At 74.4% G+C, this 21,493-nt stretch carries 18 protein-coding genes; all 18 read left to right on the forward strand.

Annotated elements, in window-relative coordinates; all coding sequences use genetic code 11:
• The first annotated feature begins 159 nt into the window (after positions 1-159).
• The 18 genes from IF73_RS0114175 (at position 160) to IF73_RS0114260 (ending at position 21,488) form a co-directional block, all read left to right on the forward strand.
• Positions 160-822, forward strand: a complete 663-nt coding sequence (locus IF73_RS0114175) for a hydrolase (RefSeq protein ID WP_031007430.1) — start codon at positions 160-162, stop codon at positions 820-822.
• A 5-nt stretch (positions 823-827) separates the two neighbouring features.
• On the forward strand, positions 828-1,337 hold the full coding sequence (locus IF73_RS0114180; RefSeq protein WP_031007432.1) for a DoxX family membrane protein: 510 nt from the start codon (positions 828-830) through the stop codon (positions 1,335-1,337).
• A 120-nt stretch (positions 1,338-1,457) separates the two neighbouring features.
• Positions 1,458-2,036 carry a Dps family protein gene (locus IF73_RS0114185; RefSeq protein WP_031007433.1) on the forward strand — a complete coding sequence of 193 codons (579 nt, stop codon included), beginning with the start codon at positions 1,458-1,460 and terminating at the stop codon, positions 2,034-2,036.
• Positions 2,036-3,460, forward strand: coding sequence for a dihydrolipoyl dehydrogenase family protein (locus IF73_RS0114190; protein ID WP_031007436.1), 1,425 nt, complete (start codon positions 2,036-2,038; stop codon positions 3,458-3,460). The genes IF73_RS0114185 and IF73_RS0114190 overlap by 1 nt, the downstream gene beginning before the upstream one ends.
• 122 nt (positions 3,461-3,582) lie before the next feature.
• The gene (locus IF73_RS0114195; protein WP_031007438.1) at positions 3,583-4,404 is read left to right on the forward strand and encodes an alpha/beta fold hydrolase; all 822 of its coding nucleotides are present in this window, start codon (positions 3,583-3,585) and stop codon (positions 4,402-4,404) included.
• A 42-nt stretch (positions 4,405-4,446) separates the two neighbouring features.
• Complete coding sequence (locus IF73_RS0114200) at positions 4,447-5,400, forward strand: alpha/beta hydrolase (protein WP_031007441.1); 954 nt, start codon at positions 4,447-4,449, stop codon at positions 5,398-5,400.
• A gap of 17 nt (positions 5,401-5,417) precedes the next feature.
• On the forward strand, positions 5,418-7,307 hold the full coding sequence (locus IF73_RS0114205; RefSeq protein ID WP_234338237.1) for an amidohydrolase: 1,890 nt from the start codon (positions 5,418-5,420) through the stop codon (positions 7,305-7,307).
• A 14-nt stretch (positions 7,308-7,321) separates the two neighbouring features.
• Positions 7,322-8,050, forward strand: coding sequence for a GPR1/FUN34/YaaH family transporter (locus IF73_RS0114210; RefSeq protein ID WP_031007445.1), 729 nt, complete (start codon positions 7,322-7,324; stop codon positions 8,048-8,050).
• A 47-nt stretch (positions 8,051-8,097) separates the two neighbouring features.
• Positions 8,098-8,412: a GNAT family N-acetyltransferase gene (locus IF73_RS0114215; protein ID WP_031007447.1), complete on the forward strand. Its 315-nt coding sequence runs from the start codon at positions 8,098-8,100 to the stop codon at positions 8,410-8,412.
• A gap of 30 nt (positions 8,413-8,442) precedes the next feature.
• Complete coding sequence (locus IF73_RS0114220; RefSeq protein ID WP_031007450.1) at positions 8,443-9,171, forward strand: alpha/beta fold hydrolase; 729 nt, start codon at positions 8,443-8,445, stop codon at positions 9,169-9,171.
• Positions 9,172-9,275: 104 nt separating this feature from the next.
• The gene (locus IF73_RS0114225) at positions 9,276-10,607 is read left to right on the forward strand and encodes an ABC transporter substrate-binding protein (RefSeq protein ID WP_031007454.1); all 1,332 of its coding nucleotides are present in this window, start codon (positions 9,276-9,278) and stop codon (positions 10,605-10,607) included.
• Positions 10,607-11,572, forward strand: a complete 966-nt coding sequence (locus tag IF73_RS0114230; RefSeq protein ID WP_031007456.1) for a carbohydrate ABC transporter permease — start codon at positions 10,607-10,609, stop codon at positions 11,570-11,572. The genes IF73_RS0114225 and IF73_RS0114230 overlap by 1 nt, the downstream gene beginning before the upstream one ends.
• Positions 11,569-12,456, forward strand: coding sequence for a carbohydrate ABC transporter permease (locus IF73_RS0114235; RefSeq protein WP_031007459.1), 888 nt, complete (start codon positions 11,569-11,571; stop codon positions 12,454-12,456). The genes IF73_RS0114230 and IF73_RS0114235 overlap by 4 nt, the downstream gene beginning before the upstream one ends.
• A gap of 32 nt (positions 12,457-12,488) precedes the next feature.
• A complete protein-coding gene (locus tag IF73_RS0114240) occupies positions 12,489-15,260 on the forward strand; it encodes a helix-turn-helix transcriptional regulator (protein WP_031007460.1) in 2,772 nt (923 codons plus the stop codon).
• Positions 15,261-15,391: 131 nt separating this feature from the next.
• Entirely contained in the window at positions 15,392-16,228 is an 837-nt protein-coding gene (locus IF73_RS0114245; protein WP_031007462.1) for an alpha/beta fold hydrolase, read from the forward strand.
• A 53-nt stretch (positions 16,229-16,281) separates the two neighbouring features.
• Positions 16,282-19,116 (forward strand): helix-turn-helix transcriptional regulator, encoded by a 2,835-nt coding sequence (locus IF73_RS0114250; protein WP_031007464.1) that lies wholly within the window; start codon positions 16,282-16,284, stop codon positions 19,114-19,116.
• Between the two features lie 135 nt (positions 19,117-19,251).
• Positions 19,252-20,499 carry a PucR family transcriptional regulator gene (locus tag IF73_RS0114255; protein ID WP_031007467.1) on the forward strand — a complete coding sequence of 416 codons (1,248 nt, stop codon included), beginning with the start codon at positions 19,252-19,254 and terminating at the stop codon, positions 20,497-20,499.
• Between the two features lie 137 nt (positions 20,500-20,636).
• A complete protein-coding gene (locus IF73_RS0114260) occupies positions 20,637-21,488 on the forward strand; it encodes an alpha/beta fold hydrolase (RefSeq protein WP_031007469.1) in 852 nt (283 codons plus the stop codon).
• Positions 21,489-21,493: the final 5 nt, after the last annotated feature.

Consider the following 21,493-nt stretch of genomic DNA (forward strand, 5'->3'; position numbering starts at 1 on the left):
CCCGCCCGTGGCAGCCCCCTGCCTCGGCCGGTTGTGCGCCCTCGTGCCAACTCCCGGGCGCGGGAGGTCAACACGGCCGGTCGGCCCGCTCGTAGCTTGAGGACGTGCCGAGCCGCCGAGGCGGCGGGCGCGCTACCGAACGCTTCGAAGGGACCCCTCATGTTCGACATCACCAAGGTGCACGCCGCTCCGAGCAAGGACCTGCTCACGCCCGACAACTCGGTCATGCTCTTCGTGGACCACCAGCCGCAGATGTTCTTCGGCACCGGCAGCGGCGACCGCGCCGCCATCGTCAACAGCACCGTGGGCCTCGCCAAGGCGGCCCGGGCGTTCGACGTGCCGGCCGTCCTGACCACCGTCGCCGCCGAGTCCTTCTCGGGCCCCCTGCTGCCGCAGCTCGCGGAGGTGTTCCCCAAGAACGAGATCATCGACCGCACCACCATGAACGCCTGGGAGGACGAGGCGCTCGTCGCGGCGGTCAGGGCGACCGGACGCAAGAAGATCATCCTGTCGGGCCTGTGGACCGAGGTCTGCCTGGTGCTGCCCGCGCTCTCCGCGCTGGAGCAGGGGTACGAGGTGTACGTCGTGACCGACGCCTCCGGTGGCGTCAGCCCGGCCGCCCACGAGCACGCGCTGCAGCGGATGATCGCCGCCGGCGCCGTCCCGGTGACCTGGGTCCAGGTCCTCCTGGAGCTCCAGCGCGACTGGGCGCGCCAGGAGACGTACGGCGCGGTCATGGAGATCGTCAAGGCCCACGCGGGCGCGTACGGCCTGGGTGTCGTGTACGCGCAGGCGGTCATCGGCGCGCACGCGGCCGGCTGACCCCCGTGGACACCGGCATTCTGATCCTGCGTCTGCTGGTGGGCCTGCTCGTCGCCGGCCACGGTGTGCAGAAGGTCAGCCGGCACCTGGGCGGAAAGGGACTCGAGGGCGGTACCGAGGAGTTCCGCGGCGACGGCTTCCGCGGCGGTGTCCTCACCGCCCTGGCGGCGGGCGGCGGCCAGATCGGCTCCGGCCTGCTGCTCGCCGCCGGCCTCCTGACCCCGCTCGCCGCGACCGGCGCCATCGGCGTCATGACGGTCGCCCTCACCGTGAAGTGGCGCCACGGGCTGTGGGTGCAGAACGACGGGTACGAGTACCCGCTCGTCCTCATCGGCACCGCCGCCGCCCTCGCCGCCACCGGTCCCGGCGCCTGGTCCCTCGACGCGGTCCTCGGCCTCACGCCGTACCCGCTGTGGTGGGCCGCCCTCGCCCTCGCGGCCGGTCTCGGCAGCGGACTCCTCACCCGGCTCGTCCTGCACCGGCCCCCCGCCGCCCCGGCGATCGCCGAGCGCTGAGCACCGGCGCCGGCGCTCGGCGCCCGGCGCGAGCGACACGGACCGGGTCCGGCCGGCTGTGCGCCCCCCGACCGGACGGCCGGGCCCACCCCCTCACCTCTCCCCGTACTGGAGCACTCGATGGACACCCTCATGTCCCCGCACGGCGGCGGCCAGCCGCTGCTGCATCAGAAGGGCGCCGAGACCCAGGCGTTCGGCACGCTCAAGCAGCTGCCGATCGGCCTCGGCCACGACACCCGCATGTACGCCTGCCAGCGGCTCAACCGCGTCCTCGCCGACACGCAGATCCTCCACTCCCTCTACAAGAAGCACCACTGGCTCATGCGCGGGGCCACCTTCTACTCGCTGCACCTGATGCTCGACAAGCACGCGGAGGCCCAGCTGGCCATCGTGGACGCGCTGGCCGAGCGGGTGCAGAGCCTCGGCGGCGTCGCCGTCGGGGACCCGCGCCACGTCGCGGAGCTGACGTCGGTCCCCCGGCCGCCGGACGGCGTCGAGCCGGTGCCCGTCATGCTGTCGCGGCTCCTCGACGCGCACGAGCGGATCCTGATCGACACCCGGGACGCCGCCGCCCGGCTCTCCGCCGAGGGCGACGAGGGCAGCGCCGACCTGCTCGTCTCCGACGTCGTCCGCACCGGCGAGGCGCAGGTGTGGTTCCTGGCCGAGCACCTCGTGGACACCCCTCTGGTGCGCGGCTGATGGACACGTACGACGTCGTCGTGGTCGGCGGCGGGCCGGCCGGCGAGGTCGTCGCCGGCCGCGCCGTCGGCTCGGGGCTGACCGCCGTCGTCGTCGAGGCCGACGCGGTCGGCGGCGAGTGCTCCTACCGCGCGTGTGTGCCGAGCAAGGCCCTGCTGCGTCCCGGCGCCGCCCGGGCGGACGCCCGCTCGGTCGACGGGGCCCGGCAGACGGTCACGGCGGCACTCGACCCGGCGCGGGTACTGGCCCGCCGGGACCGCTTCACCGGGCGCGGCGACGACACCGGCCAGGCCGACTGGCTCGACGGCGCGGGCATCGCGCTCGTCCGGGGCCACGGACGGCTCGCCGGCGCACGCCGGGTGCGGGTGACCGGGGCCGACGGCACGGTCCGTACCCTGCGGGCCCGGCGCGCGGTGGTGCTCTGCACCGGCACGGAGCCCGCCCTGCCGCCGGTCGACGGGCTCGACCGGATCGGTGTCTGGACCAACCGGCAGGCCACCACCGCCGACGCGGTGCCCGAGCGGCTCGTCGTCATCGGCGGGGGAGTGGTGGCCTGCGAGATGGCCACCGCGTGGCGCTCGCTCGGCTCCTCCGTCACCCTGCTCGTCCGGGACCAGGCCCTGCTCACCGGCTGGGAGCCCTGCGCCGGTGAGGAGGTCACCCGGGGGCTGGGCGATCTGGGCGTCACGATCCGCTTCGGGGTGTCGGCCGTCCGGGTCGCCCGTGACGGGGCCACTCGTACCGTGACGGTGGAGACCGACGACGGCACCGCCCTCGTCTGCGACGAGGTCCTCGCCGCCGTGGGCCGGCGCCCGCGCACGGCCGACCTCGGGCTCGACTCCGTCGGACTGCGGCCGGGCGACTGGCTCGCGGTCGACGACACCTGCCGGGTCACCGCGGTCGACGGCGACTGGCTCTACGCCGTCGGTGACGTCAACCGGCGGGCTCCGCTGACCCATATGGCCAAGTACCAGGCCCGTGCCTGCGCGGCGGCGGTCGCCGAGCGGGCCGCCGGGCGTCCGGCCGTCACCGGCGGCCGGCAGCCGTGGAGCGCGGAAGCCGACCGCTTCGCCGCCCCGCAGGCGGTCTTCACCCGCCCCGAGGTCGCGAGCGTCGGTCTCACGGAACGCGCGGCACGCGAAGCGGGCCTCGCCGTACGCGCGGTGGAGTACCGCGTCGACGACGTCGCCGGTGCCGCGCTCCACGCGGACGACTACCGAGGCCTCGCGAAACTCGTCGTCGACGAGAGCCGAGGGGTCGTCGTCGGCTGCACGCTCACCGGCCCGATGGCGACGGAGCTCATCCACACGGCCACGGTCGCCGTCGTCGGGGAGGTCCCGCTGGAGCGCCTGTGGCACGCCGTGCCCGCCTTCCCGACGGTGAGCGAGGTCTGGCTCCGTCTCCTGGAGGCGTACGGCCTCTGAGCCCCGGTGCCCGTCTCCCGAGCCCCGCGCGACCGGCGTACCGCTCCCGCACGGCCGGCGTACCCCCCCGCCCGACCGAGTACACCCCCGACGCTTCCCCACCGACAAGGAAACACCCACCCATGCAGCTCACGAGGCGCACCCTCGCCCTCGCCGTGCCCGCGACGCTGGCCGCTCTGGTCGGCGCCGCACCCGCGAGCCGCCGGGCCGCGGCCGACGCCGGCCGGCACGACCCCAGGCCGACGATCGTCCTCGTCCACGGAGCGTTCGCGGACGCCTCCAGCTGGCACGGCACGATCCGGCGGCTGCAGCAGGCCGGCCATCCCGTCCTGGCCCCCGCCAACCCGCTGCGCGGCCTCGCCGCGGACACCGCCTACCTGCGCAGCGTGCTGGCCGCCGTCGACGGGCCCGTCGTCCTGGTCGGCCACTCCTACGGCGGCGCCGTCATCAGCGGCGCCGCCGTGGGCGACCGCCGGGTGAAGGCCCTCGTCTACATCGCCGCGTTCACCCCGGACGAGGGGGAGAGCGCGGCCGAGCTCGCCGCCAGGTTCCCGGGCTCCACCCTCGGTGACACCGTGACGCCGCGCGCGTACCCGCTGCCCGGCGGCGGCGCCGGCACCGAACTCCTCATCGAGCAGTCCGCGTTCCACCGGCAGTTCGCCGCCGACGTACCCGCCGCCGACGCGGCGGTCATGGCCGCGACCCAGCGCCCGGTCGCCACCGGCGCGCTGGAGGAGAAGGCAGGCGAGGCCGCCTGGAAGACGATCCCGTCCTGGGCGCTGATCGCCACCGCCGACAGGAACATCCCGCCGGCCGCCGGACGGTGGATGGCCCGCCGCGCCGGTTCGCGCGTCACCGAGGTGGATGCGTCGCACGCCGTGGCCGTCTCCCGCCCCGCCGCGGTCACCCGCGTGATCCTCGCGGCCGCGCGGGCGACCCGCTGACGCCCCGCCCCCGTCCCGTACACCCCTCAAGGAGAACCCCTCATGACGAACCGTCCGGTCCTCGAACCCGCCGCCCAGGCGTTCGCCGACGCCACCGCCCGGCCGCCGTACCTCCACCAGATCCCCGTCGCCGAGGGCCGCAAGGCCGTGGACGACGTCCAGAACGGCGAGGGCGTCCCGCTGCCCGCCGTCGACGAGGAGTGGATCACCGTCCACGGCGGCCCGACCGGCGACGTCCGCGCGCGGATCGTCCGCCCCCGCGGTGCCACCGGCCACCTCCCCGTCGTCCTCTACATCCACGGCGCCGGCTGGGTCTTCGGCAACGCGCACACCCACGACCGGCTCGTCCGCGAACTCGCCGTCGGCACCGGGGCGGCCGTGGTCTTCCCCGAGTACGACCTGTCGCCCGAGGCGCGCTACCCCGTCGCGATCGAGCAGAACTACAGCGTCGCCCAGTGGGTGGCCCGCGAGGGACACCACAAGGACCTCGACGGCACCAGGATCGCCGTCGCCGGCGACTCAGTCGGCGGCAACATGAGCGCCGCCCTCACCCTCATGGCCAAGCAGCGCGGCGACGTCACGCTCCTCCAGCAGGTCCTCTTCTACCCGGTCACGGACGCGAGCCTCGACACCGAGTCGTACCACCGGTTCGGCGAGGGCTACTTCCTGCGCCGCGACGCCATGGAGTGGTTCTGGGACCAGTACACGACCGACGAGGCCGAGCGCGCCCAGATCACCGCCTCACCGCTGCGCGCCTCCACCGAGCAGCTCACCGGCCTGCCGCCGGCCCTGGTCGTCACGGCCGAGGCCGACGTCCTGCGCGACGAGGGCGAGGCGTACGCGGCGAAGCTGCGCGCCGCCGGCGTCCCCGTCACCGCCCTGCGCGTCCAGGGCGTCATCCACGACTTCGTGATGCTGAACGCGCTGCGCGAGACCCGGGGCGCGGAACTCGCCATCGGCGTCGCCACCGACATCCTCCGCAAGGCCCTCGCATGACCGGGCCCTCGACGAGCATGCCCGTGGCGGGCCTTGTCCCCGCCCCGCGCCGGGAACACGCGCACGCCGACCTCCTCGTCCGCAACGCCAAGGTGTTCACGGGCGACCCCGCCCGTCCCGGGGCCCGCGCCGTCGCCCTCCGCGACGGCCGGGTGGCGGCCCTCGGCGACGACCACGACCTCGCCCACCTCGTCGGGCCGGGGACCAGAGTCGTCGACGCGCTGGGCCGCCGGGTGATCCCCGGCCTGAACGACGCGCACCTGCACGTCATCCGGGGCGGCCTCAACTACGTCCTGGAACTGCGCTGGGACGGCGTGCGCAGCCTCCGCCACGCCCTGGCCATGCTGCGCGAGCAGGCGGGCCGCACGCCCAAGGGGCAGTGGATCCGGGTGGTCGGCGGCTGGACCGCCGAGCAGTTCGCCGAGCGCCGGATGCCGACCGTCGCCGAGCTGAACGCCGCCGCCCCCGACACTCCGGTGTTCGTCCTGCACCTGTACCAGTCCGCCCTGATGAACCGGGCCGCGGTCAAGGCCGCCGGGTTCACCCGGGACACCCCCGACCCCCGGGGCGGGCAGATCGTCCGGGGCCGGGACGGCGAACCCAACGGCGTCCTCCTCGCGGCGCCGAGCGCGCTCGTCCTGTACTCGACGCTGGCCAAGGCCCCCGTCCTCGACGCGGCCGACAAGCGGACCTCGACGCGCCACTTCCTGCGCGAGCTGAACCGCTTCGGACTGACCTCCGCGGTCGACGCCGCCGGCGGCTTCCAGAACTTCCCCGACGACTACGCGACGGTCACCGACCTCGCCGGGGCGGGGGAGCTGACCCTCCGGATCGCCTACCACCTCTTCCCGCAGACGGCCGGGCAGGAACTCGCCGACCTGAAGCGCTGGACCGAGACGGTCCAGCCCGGGGACGGGGACGAGTGGCTCCGGCTGAACGGCGCGGGCGAGAACCTCACCTGGGCCGCCGCCGACTTCGAGAACTTCTCCGAGCCCCGGCCCGAACTCGCCGCGGGGTACGAGACCGAGTTCGAGAGCGCCGTCCGGCTCCTGCTGGAGAACGGCTGGGGCTTCCGGCTCCACGCGACCTACGACGAGACCATCCGCCGCGACCTGGCCGTCTTCGAGAAACTCGCCGCGGAGGGGCTCTTCCCCGGCGGAAACCGCTGGCTCTTCGACCACGCGGAGACCGTCTCGGCGGGCAGCCTCGACCGGATCGCCGCCCTCGGCGGCGCCGTCTCGGTCCAGAACCGGATGTCCTTCCAGGGCGCCGCGTTCCTCGACCGCTACGGCCCCGAGGCCGCCGCCCACACCCCGCCGGTCCGGGCCATGCTCGACCGCGGCCTCACGGTCGCCGCCGGAACCGACGCCACCCGCGTCTCCTCGTACAACCCGTGGGTCGCACTGCACTGGCTGGTGACCGGGCGCACCGTCGGCGGCACCGCGCTCTCTCCGGCGGGGAACCCGCTCGACCGGGAGACCGCCCTCGGCCTCTACACCCGGGGCGGGGCGCTGCTCACCGGCGAGCAGGACGTCAAGGGAACCCTGCGAGAAGGCTGTTACGGCGACCTCGCGATCCTGTCCGACGACTACCTCACCGTGCCCGAGGACGTCATTCCCGGCATCGAGTCGGTCCTCACCGTCGTCGGCGGCCGCATCGTCCACGCGGCCGCGGAGTACGAGGGTCTCGACGAGGCCGTCCCGCCGGTGAGCCCCGCGTGGAGCCCCGTCGCCCACTTCGGCGGCTATCAGAACGGCCGGCAGAGCGGCTGCCCGAGCGGTGCCCGTCAGGCGTCGCTGGTGGCCGAGGCCGTCGCCGAGTCCGAGCAGCACCGCCGGTGGCGCGTCGCGCGCGGCTCCGTCCCCGAGACGCGGCCGTCCTTCGTCGACCCCTGCTTCGAGCACTGAAGGAGAGACTTCCGATGACTGCCGCCTCCCCGGCCGCCGACGGCGGCGCACAGGACCCGGCCGCGCCCCCGGGACGCCGGTTCGAGCCGGACCTCCGGTCGATGACCCGGATCAACCTCCGCCCCATCGCCTCCCCCATGCCGCTCGGCTTCTTCACGATCGCCCTCGCGTCCGTGATGACGGGCTGCCTCCAGCTCGGGATCCTCGGCGACGAGGCCCGGACCGCCGTCGCCTTCACCGTCCTGCCCGCCTTCGTCCTCCAACTCCTGGTCAGTTACCTGGCCTTCGGGGCCCGCGACGTGATCGCGGCGACCCTGATGGCGGTGTTCGCCGGCAGCTGGCTGCCGTACTCGCTCATCATGCTCAGCGGCGCGGCCGACGGCCTGAAGGTCCTCGGCGTCTTCAACCTGGCGCTCCTCTGCTTCGGCGCGCTGATGACCGCGGTGACCGGGCCCAAGCGGGCGCTGTGGCTCGTCCTCGCGGTCTCCCTGCCCCGCTGGGCGGCCACCGGCCTCGCGGGCGTCACCGGCGCCGAGTGGCTGACGCGCACGTCCGGAGCGCTGGGCCTGCTGGTGGCGGCCGTCGCGATGTACACGGCCTTCGCCCTCATGCTCGAGGACATGCGCAGCGAGCAGGTCCTGCCCATCGGCCGCAGCGGCCCCGCCCACCTCGCCGTCGAGGGCGACCTCGCCGTCCAGCTCCGCAACCTGGAACGCCAGGCGGGCGTGCGCCGCACCCTCTGAGCGGGACCACCGCCCCGCCCTCACACCACGTCAGCACAGGAGCACCGATGGAACCCCGAGTGACCGACCGGCCCGAGAAGTCCCGGTACGAGATCCTCGCCGGCGACGGCGGCACCGAGACCGCCGGCTTCGCCGAGTACCACCTCTCGGACGGCGAGATCGCCTTCATCCACACCGAGATCGATCCCCGCTTCGGCGGCCAGGGGCTGGGCGGCCTCCTCGCCCGCGGCGCCCTCGACGACGCCCGGGCGCGCGGGCTGCGCGTCCTGCCCTACTGCCCCTTCATCCGGGGCTGGATCGGCAAGCACCCCGGGTACGCCGACCTGGTGCCCGAGGCGCGCCGCGCCCGCTTCGGTCTCTGACAACCACCCGTCTGTCCCAGGAGTTCTCCCATGGCCCGACACGCCCGCCCCACCGTCGTCCTCGTCCACGGCGCCTTCGCCGACGCCTCCGGCTTCGCCCGTGTCATCCCCGAACTGACCGCCGCCGGCCTGGAGGTGACGGCCCCGGCGGTGCCCAACCGGAGCCTCGTCGACGACGCCGCGTACATCGCCTCGGTGGTCCGTGCCGTCGAAGGCCCCGTGATCCTGGTGGGGCACTCCTACGGCGGCGCCGTCATCACCCTCGCCGGCGTGGAGGAGAACGTCCGCGCCCTGGTCTACCTCGCGGGCTACGCGCTGGAGGAGGGCGAGAGCCTGGGCGAACTGCAGGGCGGCTTCCCCGACTCCGGTCTCGCCGACGCGCTCGTCCACACCCCGTTCCCGGAGGCCGGGTCCGGCGAGACCGGCACCGACGTCTCGGTGGCGGTCGACCGCTTCCCCGAGCTGTTCGCGGCGGACCTCGACCCCGACCTCGCCGCCGTGCTCGCCGTCTCCCAGCGCCCGCTGGCCGCGCGGGCCTTCTCGGAGGCGGCGCCGGTCGCGGCGTGGAAGACCAAGCCCTCGTGGGGCCTGGTGGCCTCCGCGGACCGGACCATCAACCCCGATGTGGAGCGCTTCGGATACCGGCGCGCCGGCATGACCACCGTCGAGGTCGACTCCTCGCACCTGGTCATGCTCGCCCGGCCGAAGGCCGTGGTGGAGCTGATCCTCGACGCGGCCCGGGCCACCACGGCGCAGTGATCCGGCCCTCGGATTTCGAACGATTGGTCTCTGTCGTTCGAACGCGGTAGCTTTCCGAAACGCCCGCCGAGAACGTGCGGCGGGCGATCGGAGGAAGCACACCCATGAGGTTCGGCGCGAGGCTCGCTCTCGCGGTCACCACCCTCGCCCTCACGGCCACGGCCTGCGGTGCCCCGCAGGACAGCGCCTCGCGGTCGCGCACGAGCGCGGACTGCGCACCGTACGCCCGGTACGGCAAGCACCCCGGCACCGAGGTCACCGTCTACGCGGAGAACCGGGACCGGGAAGCGGATCTGTTCGAAGAGACCTGGGCGGACTTCGCCGACTGCACCGGCATCGACGTCCAGTACGAGGGGGACGGCGAGTTCGAGGCGCAGATCCAGCTCCGGGTCGACGGCGGGAACGCGCCGGACGTGGCGTTCTTCCCGCAGCCCGGGCTCCTGGAACGCTTCGCGCGGGCGGGGAGGCTCAAGCCCGCGAGCCCCGGGGTCGTGGCCCTCGCCGAGCAGGGCTGGTCGGCGGACTGGAACGGCTACGCGACCGTCGACGGCACCCTCTACGGCACTCCCCTCGTCGCGAACGTGAAGTCGTTCGTCTGGTACTCCCCGACGTTCTTCCGCGACAGGGGGCTGGGCGTTCCCCGCACGTGGGCCGAGCTGATGGACCTCACGGAGCGGATCGCGGCGTCGGGCGTCACGCCGTGGTGCGCGGGCATCGAGTCCGCCGAGGCGACCGGCTGGCCCGTCACGGACTGGATCGAGGACGTCCTCCTCCGCCAGCAGGGCCCGCGCGTCTACGACCAGTGGGTCGCCCACGAGATCCCGTTCGACGACCCCCGCGTGATCAGGGCCATGGACACCGTGGGGGCCATCCTCAAGAACGACCGGTACGCCAACGGCGGTTTCGGTCCGGCCCGGTCGATGGCGTCGATCTCCTTCCAGGAGGCCGGCACACCGATCCTCTCCGGCGACTGCGCGATGCACCGCCAGGCGTCGTTCTACGCCGACTTGTGGCCCGAGGGCACCGAGATCGGCCCGGACAAGGACGTCTACGCCTTCCTGCTGCCGGGCGCCGACCCGGCGAGCCGCCCCGTCCTCGGTGGTGGGGTGTTCACCGCGGTGTTCGCCGACCGTCCCGAGGTCCGGGCCTTCCAGGAGTACCTGGCCACCGCGGACTTCGCCAGGGCGCGGATGAGGAAGGGCCCGTTCGTCTCGGCGAACCGGGGGGTGGATCCGGCGGACGCCGCCACCCCGGTCGACAGGCTCTCGATCCGGCTGCTCCAGGACCCCGGCACCCAGTTCAGGTTCGACGGCTCGGACCTGATGCCGGCGTCGGTCGGCGCCGGGACGTTCTGGCGGGGAGCCGTCGACTGGATCGGCGGCGCGAGCACCCGGCAGGTCGCCGGCTCCGTCGAACGGTCCTGGCCGAGCCGCTGATGTCGTTCGACGCCGTCGCCCAGCAGCCCAAGCTGCTGTACCTGCTCCAGGGCGTCGCCGCCTTCGCGGCGGTCGTCGCCCTGGTCCTGCTCGCCCTGCACCGGGGGCCGGTGCGGAGGAGGGCCGCGGCCCTGATCCTGCTGGCCCCCGCGCTGCTGCTGCTCGCGGTCGGACTCGTCCTGCCCGGACTGCGCACCCTGGCGCTGTCGTTCACCGGCGGCGGGGCAGACACGTGGGCCGGCCTCGACAACTACGTGTGGATCTTCACCGACCACCGGTCGCTGGTGGCGCTGCGCAACACGCTGGCGTGGGCGGTGCTCGTGCCGCTGACGTCGACCGCGGTCGGTCTGCTCTACGCGGCGGCCGTCGCCCGGTCCCGGTGCAGGGCCCTCGCGCTGTCCCTCCTCCTGACGCCGATGGCGCTCTCCTTCGTCGGCGCCGGCGTCGTCTGGAAGTTCGTCTACGCCTACCGCCCCGCGGAAGCCGGGCAGATCGGGCTGCTGAACCGGCTCGTCGTCGCGTTCGGCGGCGAACCGCGCCAGTGGCTCGTGGACTCCCCCTGGAACGTCCTGTTCCTCATCGCGGTGATGGTGTGGACCCAGGCGGGCTTCGCCGCCGTCCTGCTGGCCGGCGCGATCAGGGCCGTACCCGCGGAGCTGACCGAGGCGGCCCTGCTCGACGGCGCGTCCCCCCGGCAGATCCTCCGCCGGATCACCCTGCCGTCGATCCGGCCCACGCTGCTCGTCGTGCTCCTCGCCCAGGCGATCGGCACCCTCAAGGCGTTCGACATCGTGAAGACCATGACCGGCGGCCAGTTCGACACGGGCGTCCTCGCCCACGAGATGTACGACCAGGCGTTCCGCTACGGCGAGACAGGCCGTGGCGCGGCCCTCGCCGTGCTCCTCCTCCTGCTCGTCACCCCCTTCGTCGCCCACCAGGTCAGAGCGCAGCGGAGGACGGGGTGAACGGCGTCCGGGAGCGGCTCGCCTCCCGCCCCCTCACCGCGGTCGCCGTGCTGATCGCGGTCCTCTGGACGACACCGACCCTCGGTCTCCTGCTCTCCTCGTTCCGCCCCGAGGAGGAGATCAAGACGACGGGCTGGTGGACCCTGTTCGGTACGCCGCGCCTCACGCTCGACAACTACGGCGAGGTGCTGACCGGCGGCGGGAACGGGGCGGCGCGGCTCGCGGAGTCCTTCGTCAACTCCGTCGTCATCACCGTTCCCTCCGTGCTGTTCCCGCTCGTCCTGGCCTTCTTCGCGGCGTACGCCCTGGCCTGGATCGACTTCAGGGGGCGCGACGCGCTCGTCGTCGGCGTCTTCGCGCTCCAGGCCGTGCCGCTCCAGATGGCGCTCGTCCCGCTCCTGAAGCTCTTCTCCCAGGGCTGGCTGTTCCTGCCCGCGTGGCACCTCACCGGACCCGCGCGGTTCGGCCAGGTCTGGTTCGCGCACACGGTCTTCGCGCTGCCGTTCGCGGTGTTCCTCCTGCACAACTTCCTGGCCGGGCTGCCCCGGGAGCTGATCGAGGCCGCCCGCGTCGACGGCGCCTCGCACGGCACGCTGCTGCTCCGGATCGTGCTGCCCCTGGCCCGCCCGGCCCTGGTCGGCTTCGCCGTCATCCAGTTCGTCTGGGTGTGGAACGACCTCCTGGTGGCGCTGACCCTGTCCGGCGGAACCGCCGAGACCGCGCCGATGACGGTCCGGCTGGCGCGCCTGGCCGGGACCTACGGCAACGAATGGCATCGGCTCACCGCGGGAGCCTTCGTGGGGGCGCTCGTCCCGCTGCTCGTCTTCTTCTCCCTCCGGCGGCACTTCGCACGCGGACTGCTCGCCGGGTCGGTCAAGGGATGAAAGACCCGATGACCCACCCGAGGACTCACCCGATGACAGCCCCGACGACCGACCCGAACCGGCCCGGCGAACGGGCCGTGGCGACGCGGCTGAGCCGGCCCGGACTGCGGGGCCGCGAAGCCGAGCTGGAGGGGCTGCGCGCCCTGGTCGAGGCGGTGCGCGACGGCGGCGAAGGAGCGGTCGCGCTGCTCCTGGGCGAGCCCGGGATCGGGAAGACCGCGCTGCTCCAGGAGGCCGTCTCGCTGGCGCAGGCGCACGGATTCCTCGTCAGCCACGGACGTGCCGAGGAGCTGCACGAGCTGGTCCCCCTCGCCTCACTGGCCTCGGGCCTCCTGCACGGCGACCCGCCGCTGCTGGCCGTCACGGACTTCGCGGACCTCGCCGGCCACCACGACCAGCGCATCTGGCTCGTCGAACGGCTGGCCCAGCTGATCGAGGAACGCTCCGCGGGCACGCCCGTGCTGATCGCCGTCGACGACGTCCACTGGGCCGACCCGCTGAGCCGGTTCGCCCTCGGCGTCATGCCGGCACGCCTGCTCAGCTCCCCGGTCCTCTGGCTGCTCACCAGCAGGGAGGACCCGGAACCGCACGGGCGGGAGCCGCGGACGACGACCTTCCCGCTACGGCCGCTGTCCGGCACGGCCCTGGCCGAGCTGGCCCGCGACGTCCTCGGCGGGGACGTGCCGCCCCCCGTCGAGGAACTCCTCGACGGGGCGGGCGGCAACCCCTTCCTCGCGGCCGAGATGCTGGCGGGCATCGCGGCGTCGGGCACGGACGGGACGGAACCGCCCGAGCGGCTGGTCCTCGGCGTACGCGGCCGGCTGACCGGCCTCCGGCCGGACACCCTGCACTTCCTGCGGATCGGCTCCGTCCTCGGCCGCGCGTTCTCGCTCGCCGACGCCGCCGCCCTGTGCGACCGGCCCGCCTCCGCGCTCAGCGCCGAGGTGGACGAGGCCCTCGCCGCCGCCCTCCTCCACGACGACGGCGAACTCCTCCGGTTCCGCCACGACCTGCTCCGCCAGGCGGTCTACGCCGACCTCGCCCCCTCCGTCCGCCGGGCGCTGCACCGGGAGGCCGCGCGCCGGCTCGTCGCGGCGGGCCGCAGCTCCGGCGACGCGGTCCCGCATCTGCTGAAGAGCGCCGAGCCGGGCGACCTGGAGGCGGTCGCACTGCTCGGCACGGCCGCCGCGGACGTGCTGGCCGTGATGCCCGACCTCGGCGCCGACCTGGCCGTACGGGCCCTGGAACTCGTACCGCCCCGCGCGCCCCTGGCGTACGACGTGGGAGAACGCGCCATCGTCGCGCTGACCCGCGCCGGCCGCTACACACAGGCGCGGGAGACCGGCGACGTGCTGCTCGCCCGTCAGCCGCCGCTGGACGTCTTCGCCCGTCTGCAGTCCGTGCTCGGCGACACGCTGTGGCACCTCGACGACGTCCACGAGCTGACCCGCCGCTCCACGGCCGCGCTGGCGGTCGTCACCGACCCGGTGATCCGGGCCCGGCTGACCGCCCGGCAGGCCCTGGCCAGGTCCCGCGGGAGCGACCTCGGGGCCGCCCGCGAGACGGGCGAACGGGCGCTCGCGGAGGCGGAGCGCGCCGGTGACCGGGAGGCCCGCGTCCTCGCGCTGTGGGGCCTCGGCGAGATCGCCCTCAACGCCGGCGACTGCGCCGCCGCCGTCGAACACCACACGGCGCTGTGCGCGTTCGACTCCGCCTTCCTTCCCGAGGAGGCCGTCGCCCGGATCCACGGGGACGACTTCGACACCGTGCGGCGGCTGCTCCGGACGGCGGGCGACGCTCCGCCGCGCCTCGCGATGCTGATCTGGGCCCAGGCGACCCTGAACATGGGGCTCGGCCGGCTCGACGACGCGGACGCCGACTTCGTCACCGCCGAGCGGCTCGAAGCGGACCTCGACGTGCCCGGCAACCTGGTCAACATCCGCGTCAACCGCGGCCTCCTCGCGATGCTGCGCGGCGACCGCACGGCAGCGCGGGAACACCTCGACGTCGTGAGGGCGACCGTGGCCGACCGGCCGAACACGGGCAACCACGCCACGCACCGGTTCTTCGAGGCCGTCGTCGCCGACGCCGACGGGGACCACGCGGCAGCGGCCGGACTCCTGCGATCCGCGCAGCGCGACCACCCCTTCCTCCGGTGGCGCCTCCTGCGTCCCCACGTCGTGCAGGCCGTGCGGATCGCCCTGCGCGGCGGGGACCGGAGACTGGCCGGGGAACTCGCGGCCCAGGCCGCCGCACACGCCGCCCGCAACCCCGCCGTGCCGACCGCCCAGGGGACCGCCGCCCACGCCTCCGCCCTGGTGAACACCGACCACGGACTCCTGGAGCGGGCGGTGGACATCCTGCTCACCGGCCCCCGGCCGCTGGCCCTGGCCGCCGCCTCCGCCGACCTCGGGCGCGCGCTGCTGACCTCCGGCGACGCCGCCGGGCCGGCCGCCCTGACCAGGGCGCACGACCTCTACGCCCAGGCCGGTGCCGAGGCCGAGGCCGACCGGGTCCGGGCCGATCTGGAACGGGCCAGCCACCGCTCGGGCCGGCGCACCGGCCGCGTCCGGCCCCGCGCCGACCAGGGCTGGGAGGCGCTCACGGCCTCGGAACGCAAGGTCGCCCGGCTGATCGCGGCGGGGCACACCAACCGGCAGGCCGCGGAGGCCCTCGTCGTCTCCCCGCACACGGTCAACACCCATCTGGCGTCGATCTTCCGCAAGCTCGACGTGCGCTCCCGGGTCCACCTGGCCCGGATCGTCCTCGCGGAGGACGACACCGGAACGGACGCCGCCGACTGAGCGACCTCTGCGCCCCCGTGCAAGGCACGGTGCGCGGGACGGCAACCGGAGACGCGGGACACGTCCTAGCGTGACGGGCACACCGCGCCGCTCCGACGCGCGGACCCGTCCACCCGAAACGAGGGACCCCCATGCCGTACATCACCGTCGGCCAGGAGAACACCAACCCCATCGAGCTGTACTACGAGGACCAGGGCGCCGGGCAGCCCGTCGTCCTCATCCACGGCTTCCCGCTCGACGGCCACTCCTGGGAGCGCCAGACCGCCGCCCTGCTCGACGCCGGCCACCGCGTGATCACGTACGACCGCCGCGGCTTCGGGCAGTCCTCGCAGCCGACCACCGGCTACGACTACGACACCTTCGCCGCCGACCTGAACACGGTGATGGAGACCCTCGACCTCAGGGACGCCGTCCTGGTCGGCTTCTCCATGGGCACCGGCGAGGTCGCCCGCTACGTCGCGGCGTACGGCTCCGGCCGCGTCGCCAAGGTCGCCTTCCTGGCCTCGCTGGAGCCCTGCCTGCTCAAGACCGACGACAACCCGGACGGCGTGGCCCCGAAGGAGTTCTTCGACGGGGTGGTCGCCGCGGTGAAGGCCGACCGGTACGCCTACTACACCGCGTTCTTCCAGGACTTCTACAACCTCGACGAGAACCTGGGCACCCGCATCAGCGAGGAGGCCGTCCGCAACAGCTGGGACACCGCGGCCCGCGGCGGCTCCTTCGCCGCGTCCGCCGCGCCGGCGACCTGGTACACCGACTTCCGCGCCGACATCCCCGCCGTCGACGTGCCGGCGCTGATCCTGCACGGCACCGCCGACCGCATCCTGCCCGCCGAGAACACCGCGCGCCCCTTCCACAAGGCCCTCCCGTCGGCCGACTACGTCGAGATCGAGGGCGCCCCGCACGGCCTGCTGTGGACCCACGCGGAGGAGGTCAACGCGGCCCTCCTCGCCTTCCTGGCGAAGTGACCCCGCACGGTCGGCCGACCGGGGTGACGCCGTAGTTCATACTGTTCCGCCGTATGAGCGTGAACCGAATGACGACCGCGACCGCTCCCGAGGGGCCCGACGGCGTACCGACCCCCCTCCGGGGCAGGGACATCGAACGGGCGTTCATCGAGGCACGCCTCGACGCGCTCGACCGGGGCCGGGGCGGGATCGTCCGCGTCGAGGGCCCCGCCGGCATCGGCAGGTCCAGGATCCTCGCCGAGGCGGCGGCCGCCGCGAGGCGCCGCGGGACGCGGGTGTTCCAGGGCGCGGCGGACCCGCACGAGCAGTTCGTACCGCTCGGACCGCTCCTCGAAGGCGTCCTCGCCGGCGAGGAACCGCTGGCGGACGCCCAGCGCCTCCGGGACCTGGCCGGCACACCCGGCCGGCGGTTCTGGCTGCTCCAGGAGCTGGGGGACCGCCTGCGGGAGGCGGCCAGGAACGGACCCCTGCTCGTCGTCCTCGACGACCTCCAGTGGTGCGACGACCTGACCCTGCTCACCTTCCACAGCCTCGCGGCGGGACTCTCCTCCCACCCGATCCTGTGGATCGTCGCCGTGCGCGGCGGCAGCGTGCCGCCGGGAGTGCGCACCACCCTGGACAGGATCCGCCAGGCCGGCGCGCACGGGCTGGCCCTCGGAGCGCTGGGGGACCGGGCGGTCGCGCGGATCGCCGAGGACGTGCTGGGCGCCCCGCCCGGCCCGGACGTCCTCCGGCTCGCCCGGCGCGCCGAGGGGGTGCCCCGGTTGCTGGTCGAGCTGCTCGGCTCGCTGCCCGGGGAGGCGGTGACGATCGAGAACGGCACCGCGAGGCTGACGGCGGGACCCCCCGCCCCACGGGAGCTCCCGTCCGTCGTGCGCCGCCTCGACCAGCTGTCCGACGAGGCGGCGGAGCTGGTGCGGACGACGGCCGCCGTGGGCGGCACGGTCACGGTCGCGCTGCTCGCCGAACTGTTCGGCAGGTCCTCGGCGGCGCTCATGACCGCCGTACGGGAAGCCCTCGACGCCGATCTGCTCGCCGAGAGCGGCGACCGTCTCGCCTTCCGCCACGACCTGGTCCGCGAGGCGGTGGAAGCCGGCCTGCCCCTGTCCCTGCGTCAGGCCCTGAGCCGTCAGGCCGCCGGGTCGGCGCCGGGGAGCACGCCGGCGGACGCGGCGGAGGGCGGGGGAGCGGCGCGGGGAGACGCGGCGGAGGCCGACCGGCTGCGCGCCGAAGCGGCGGAACTCTCCGGCACCGCCCCCGGAACCGCCGCGGAACGCAGCCTCAAGGCCCTGGAGCTGATCGCGGCGGACGCCCCCGAGCGTCCGCGGGTCATCGCCGAGACGATTCCCCTGCTCTGGCAGACGGGCCGGGCCGCGCGGGCGCGTGCGCTGGGAGCCACCGCCCTGGCGGCCGGCGGTCTCGGACCCGAGGACGAGGCGCTGATACGCCTGGCCCTGGCCCGCCTCGCCGTACCGATCGACTTCTCCGAGGCCGTCCTGCAGGCCCGCGCCGGAGCGGCACTGCCCGGGGTCTCCCCGACCGTCCGGGCGCGCCTGCTCGCCACGCTCGCCGTCGGCCTGTCGATGTCCGGCGCACACGCGGCGGCCGAACAGGTCGCGGCGGAGGCGTGGGAGACCGCGGCCGCGGCGGGGGACCGCTCCGCCGAGGCCACGCTGACGACGGTCCGTTCGGCCGTGAGCTTCCACCGCATGGACCTGGCCGAGGCGTTCCGGCAGGCCGAGCGGTCCGCCGCGCTGGCCGACGCCCTGGGCGTCAGCACCTCGCTGTGGGTGCCGGAGGCCCTGTGGCACGCGCTCCTGGCGAACACCACCGGACGCACCGAGGAGGCGCTCGCCGTCGTGGAGGAGGGCATCCGGGCCACCAGGGAGCAGGGCCGGACGGCCGCCACCCGCATGTGGCTCATGACCCGCACCCGCGTCCTCCTGGAGACCGGACGGCTGGCGGAGGCCCGGGCCGACGCGGAGGCCGCGGCCCCGGCGGCCGACGATCCCGGCCCGGGCAACCTCGCCGACGTCACCCTCCGGTACGTGATGCTGCGCGTCGCCCTCCACACCGGCGACCGGCGGACCGCGGAGGCGTACGCGGCGGAGGCGAGGCGCATGCGGAGCGACGGCGCGCCCGTCGTCCGGCACTTCGGCACCTGGATGCTGGCGCTGACGGCCGACCACGAAGGCCGGCCCGACCGCGCCATGGCCGCACTCGACGCGGTGATGACGTCGCCCGCCGCGGACCGGCCCGCCTACGCCGGCCTGATCGACCCGGCCGACGCCCCGGTGCTGGTCCGCATGGCGCTGCGGGCCGGCGCCCACGAACGGGCCGCGCAGGCGGTCGCCATGGCCGAGAAGCGAGCGGTGCTCAATCCCGACCTCCCGTTCCTCGCCGCCACCGCCGCGCACGCCCGCGGCCTCCTCGACAACGACCTCGCCCCCCTCGTACGCGCCGTCCGGCTGTACGAGGACTGCCCCAGGGTCCTGGCCCGGGCGTCGGCGCTGGAGGACGCCGGACGCAAGCTGGCGGCCACCCGGAAGCCGGAAGCCGTCCCGTACTTCGAGACGGCCCTCGCGCTCTACGCGCGGTCGGGTGCGGAGTGGGACGTCGCCCGGGTGGGCCGGCGGCTGAGGGCCGCAGGCGTCCGCCGCCGGCCCTCGACGGACGGACTCTCCGACGCGTGGCCCGAGTTGACGGCCGCGGAACTACGGGTGGTACGGCTCGTGGCCCAGGGGCTGACGAACCGGGAGGCGGCCGGGCACCTCTCCCTCTCGCCGCACACCGTGGGCTCGCACCTGCGCCGGGCCTTCACCAAGCTGGACGTCACCTCGCGCGCCGAACTGACCCGGCTGGTACGACTCCGTGACGACGGAGCGTAGTCGCTTCGTATCCCCCGTGGGCGTCGCGGCAATGGACGATTCACGCGATGTGCGGGCGTCGCCGGCTCCTCAGAATGATCAAGAACCGTGGAACGTGGGAGTCCGCGGGGCAGTTGATCGAGAGAGGAACCACGCATGACCGTCAGGCTCCAGCGAGCCCGCCCCGGCAGCTCCGAGCTCCAGGCACTCGTCGACGAGCTGGCCGAGCGGCTCGGCCGGTCCGTCGCCGTCGACGACCCGCTGGTCCGCATGGTCTGCACGAGCCGCCACTTCGGCGACGAGGACCCGGTGCGCATCGGCACCCTGTTGCAGGGCCGCGCCGACAACGCGGCCATCCGCTACGTCCTCGCCCAGGGCGTGACCCGGTGGTCCCGCCCCGGGTTCATCGACGGACGTGACGACCTCGGACTGCTGCCCCGCTACGTCGTGCCGCTGCGCGAGCGCGGGCACCTCCTCGGGCTGCTCGTCGTGGTCGTGCCCGAGAAGACGCTGGGGGAGGAGGAGACCGCCGCCATCGCCCGGGCCGCGGACGCCATGTCGGCCCAGATGTACGGAGAGCACATCGCCGCCGACAGCCGGAAGGCCGACGAGCGGGACCTGGCCCTCGCCCTCGTCGGCGCCGACGTCGCCGCACGCACCACCGCGCGCCGGCACGGCAGGGAACTCGGGCTGCTCGGGGCGGCCGAGCACGTCCTGGTCACCGTCGTCCAGCTGAGCTGCGGCACCGAGCTCGTGCGGCACTCCGAGGCCGCCCTGTGGGCGGCGCTGGAGGGGTTCCGGCAGACGCGCACCGCCCAGGGCCTCATCGCGATCGGCAAGGAGCGGGCGCTGCTGCTCCAGCTCCGGGACCGGCCGCCGGGCCCGGACGAGATCGCCGCCCAGTCCGCGCACCTCCTGGACGAACTCCGCACCTTCCTCGACCCGTCGGCGGACCCCGTGATCGGCGTCGGCGGCCGGCACGCCGGCCTGGACGACGCGTGGACGTCGTACGAGCAGGCGCTCGTGGCGGCCCGCGCGGCCCGCCGGCTGCCCGCCCTGCGAAGCATCGGGGACTGGGAGTCGCTCGGGGAGCTCGCCGTGCTGCTCCAGCTCCCCGAGCACGCCCTGAACGCGTCCCTGGTCCCGAAGCCGCTCCGGGCCCTGGGCGAGGCCCACGGCGGCGACCGCCTGCGGGACACCCTGCGCTGCTTCCTCGAGAACGCGGGATCGATCCCCAGGACCGCGGACACGCTGGGCATCCACCGCACCTCGCTGTACTACCGCCTGCGCCAGATCCAGGAGACGACCGGACTCGACCTCGACGACGGTGCCCACCGGCTCACCCTGCACCTCGGCCTCAGGATCGAGGAACTCCTCGCCGCGGGCGGCGGCGGGGCCGGCTGAGCGCGGACACCTTCGACAAAGCGAGGAGGATCCACGGCCCGATTCCTACAGCTCGCGGTGGTGCGGGCGGCGGGCCGCATTCGATGATGTCGGGACGGGCGGGGACCCGCGTACCGCCGCTGACCAGGGGAGAGGTCATGAAGGAACTGATCACGACGGACGGCGCGCGGCTCGCGTACCAGGACACCGGCGGCGAGGGCGTGCCGCTGGTGATGCTGCACGGCTGGGGGCAGACGCAGGCGATGTTCCGCCACCAGGTCGAGGGTCTCGCGCCCGGTCGTCGCGTCGTCACCGTCGACTTCCGCGGCCACGGGAAGTCCGGCACCCCGCGTCACGGCCACCGCGTCGCCCGGCTCTCCCGCGACGTGCTCGAACTCGTCGACCATCTCGGGCTCGCCCGCTTCGACGCACTGGGCTGGTCCATGGGCGTCTCGGTGTGGTGGAGCTTCGTGGACCAGTACGGGACCGGACGCATCCGGCGCTTCGTCGCCGTCGACCAGCCCGCGGCGGTCGCCGCCGTGCCCTGGATGACCGAGCGGGAACAGCGCGACTCCGGCGCCATCTTCGACGTGTCGGGGCTCTTGTACCTGGGCGCGGCGCTCGCGGGCGCGGACGGCGACGCGGTCCGCGCCGACTTCGTGCGCGGCATGTTCTCCGGCGAGCCCGACCCGGAGGTGCTGGCCTTCGTCGCCGAGGAGATCGGGTCGACCCCCGCCCACGCGGGCGTGCCGCTGCTGTTCGACCACTGCGCGCAGGACTGGCGCGACGTGCTGCCCCGCATCGACGTGCCCACCCTGGTGATCGGCTGCGAGGGAAGCCATGTGCACCCCGATGCGCAGCGCTTCGTCGCCGAGCGGATCCCCGGCGCACGCCTCCACGTCTTCGCCTCCGACGTGGCGAGCTCCCATTTCCCCTTCCTGGAGAACCCGCCGGCCTTCAACGCCGTGGTGGAGAAGTTCCTGGCCGAGGAGGGTGCGAGCGGGGACTGACCCCA

The organism is Streptomyces sp. NRRL F-5727 (assembly GCF_000719555.1).
GTDB lineage: Bacteria > Actinomycetota > Actinomycetes > Streptomycetales > Streptomycetaceae > Streptomyces.

Bases quoted from the DNA above. Each gene is read 5' to 3' on its own strand.
- IF73_RS0114175 (WP_031007430.1), top strand. From the start codon at position 160: ATGTTCGACATCACCAAGGTGCACGCCGCTCCGAGCAAGGACCTGCTC.
- IF73_RS0114185 (WP_031007433.1), top strand. From the start codon at position 1,458: ATGGACACCCTCATGTCCCCGCACGGCGGCGGCCAGCCGCTGCTGCAT.
- IF73_RS0114190 (WP_031007436.1), top strand. From the start codon at position 2,036: ATGGACACGTACGACGTCGTCGTGGTCGGCGGCGGGCCGGCCGGCGAG.
- IF73_RS0114195 (WP_031007438.1), top strand. From the start codon at position 3,583: ATGCAGCTCACGAGGCGCACCCTCGCCCTCGCCGTGCCCGCGACGCTG.
- IF73_RS0114200 (WP_031007441.1), top strand. From the start codon at position 4,447: ATGACGAACCGTCCGGTCCTCGAACCCGCCGCCCAGGCGTTCGCCGAC.
- IF73_RS0114205 (WP_234338237.1), top strand. From the start codon at position 5,418: ATGCCCGTGGCGGGCCTTGTCCCCGCCCCGCGCCGGGAACACGCGCAC.
- IF73_RS0114210 (WP_031007445.1), top strand. From the start codon at position 7,322: ATGACTGCCGCCTCCCCGGCCGCCGACGGCGGCGCACAGGACCCGGCC.
- IF73_RS0114215 (WP_031007447.1), top strand. From the start codon at position 8,098: ATGGAACCCCGAGTGACCGACCGGCCCGAGAAGTCCCGGTACGAGATC.
- IF73_RS0114220 (WP_031007450.1), top strand. From the start codon at position 8,443: ATGGCCCGACACGCCCGCCCCACCGTCGTCCTCGTCCACGGCGCCTTC.
- IF73_RS0114225 (WP_031007454.1), top strand. From the start codon at position 9,276: ATGAGGTTCGGCGCGAGGCTCGCTCTCGCGGTCACCACCCTCGCCCTC.
- IF73_RS0114230 (WP_031007456.1), top strand. From the start codon at position 10,607: ATGTCGTTCGACGCCGTCGCCCAGCAGCCCAAGCTGCTGTACCTGCTC.
- IF73_RS0114240 (WP_031007460.1), top strand. From the start codon at position 12,489: ATGACAGCCCCGACGACCGACCCGAACCGGCCCGGCGAACGGGCCGTG.
- IF73_RS0114245 (WP_031007462.1), top strand. From the start codon at position 15,392: ATGCCGTACATCACCGTCGGCCAGGAGAACACCAACCCCATCGAGCTG.
- IF73_RS0114250 (WP_031007464.1), top strand. From the start codon at position 16,282: ATGAGCGTGAACCGAATGACGACCGCGACCGCTCCCGAGGGGCCCGAC.
- IF73_RS0114255 (WP_031007467.1), top strand. From the start codon at position 19,252: ATGACCGTCAGGCTCCAGCGAGCCCGCCCCGGCAGCTCCGAGCTCCAG.
- IF73_RS0114260 (WP_031007469.1), top strand. From the start codon at position 20,637: ATGAAGGAACTGATCACGACGGACGGCGCGCGGCTCGCGTACCAGGAC.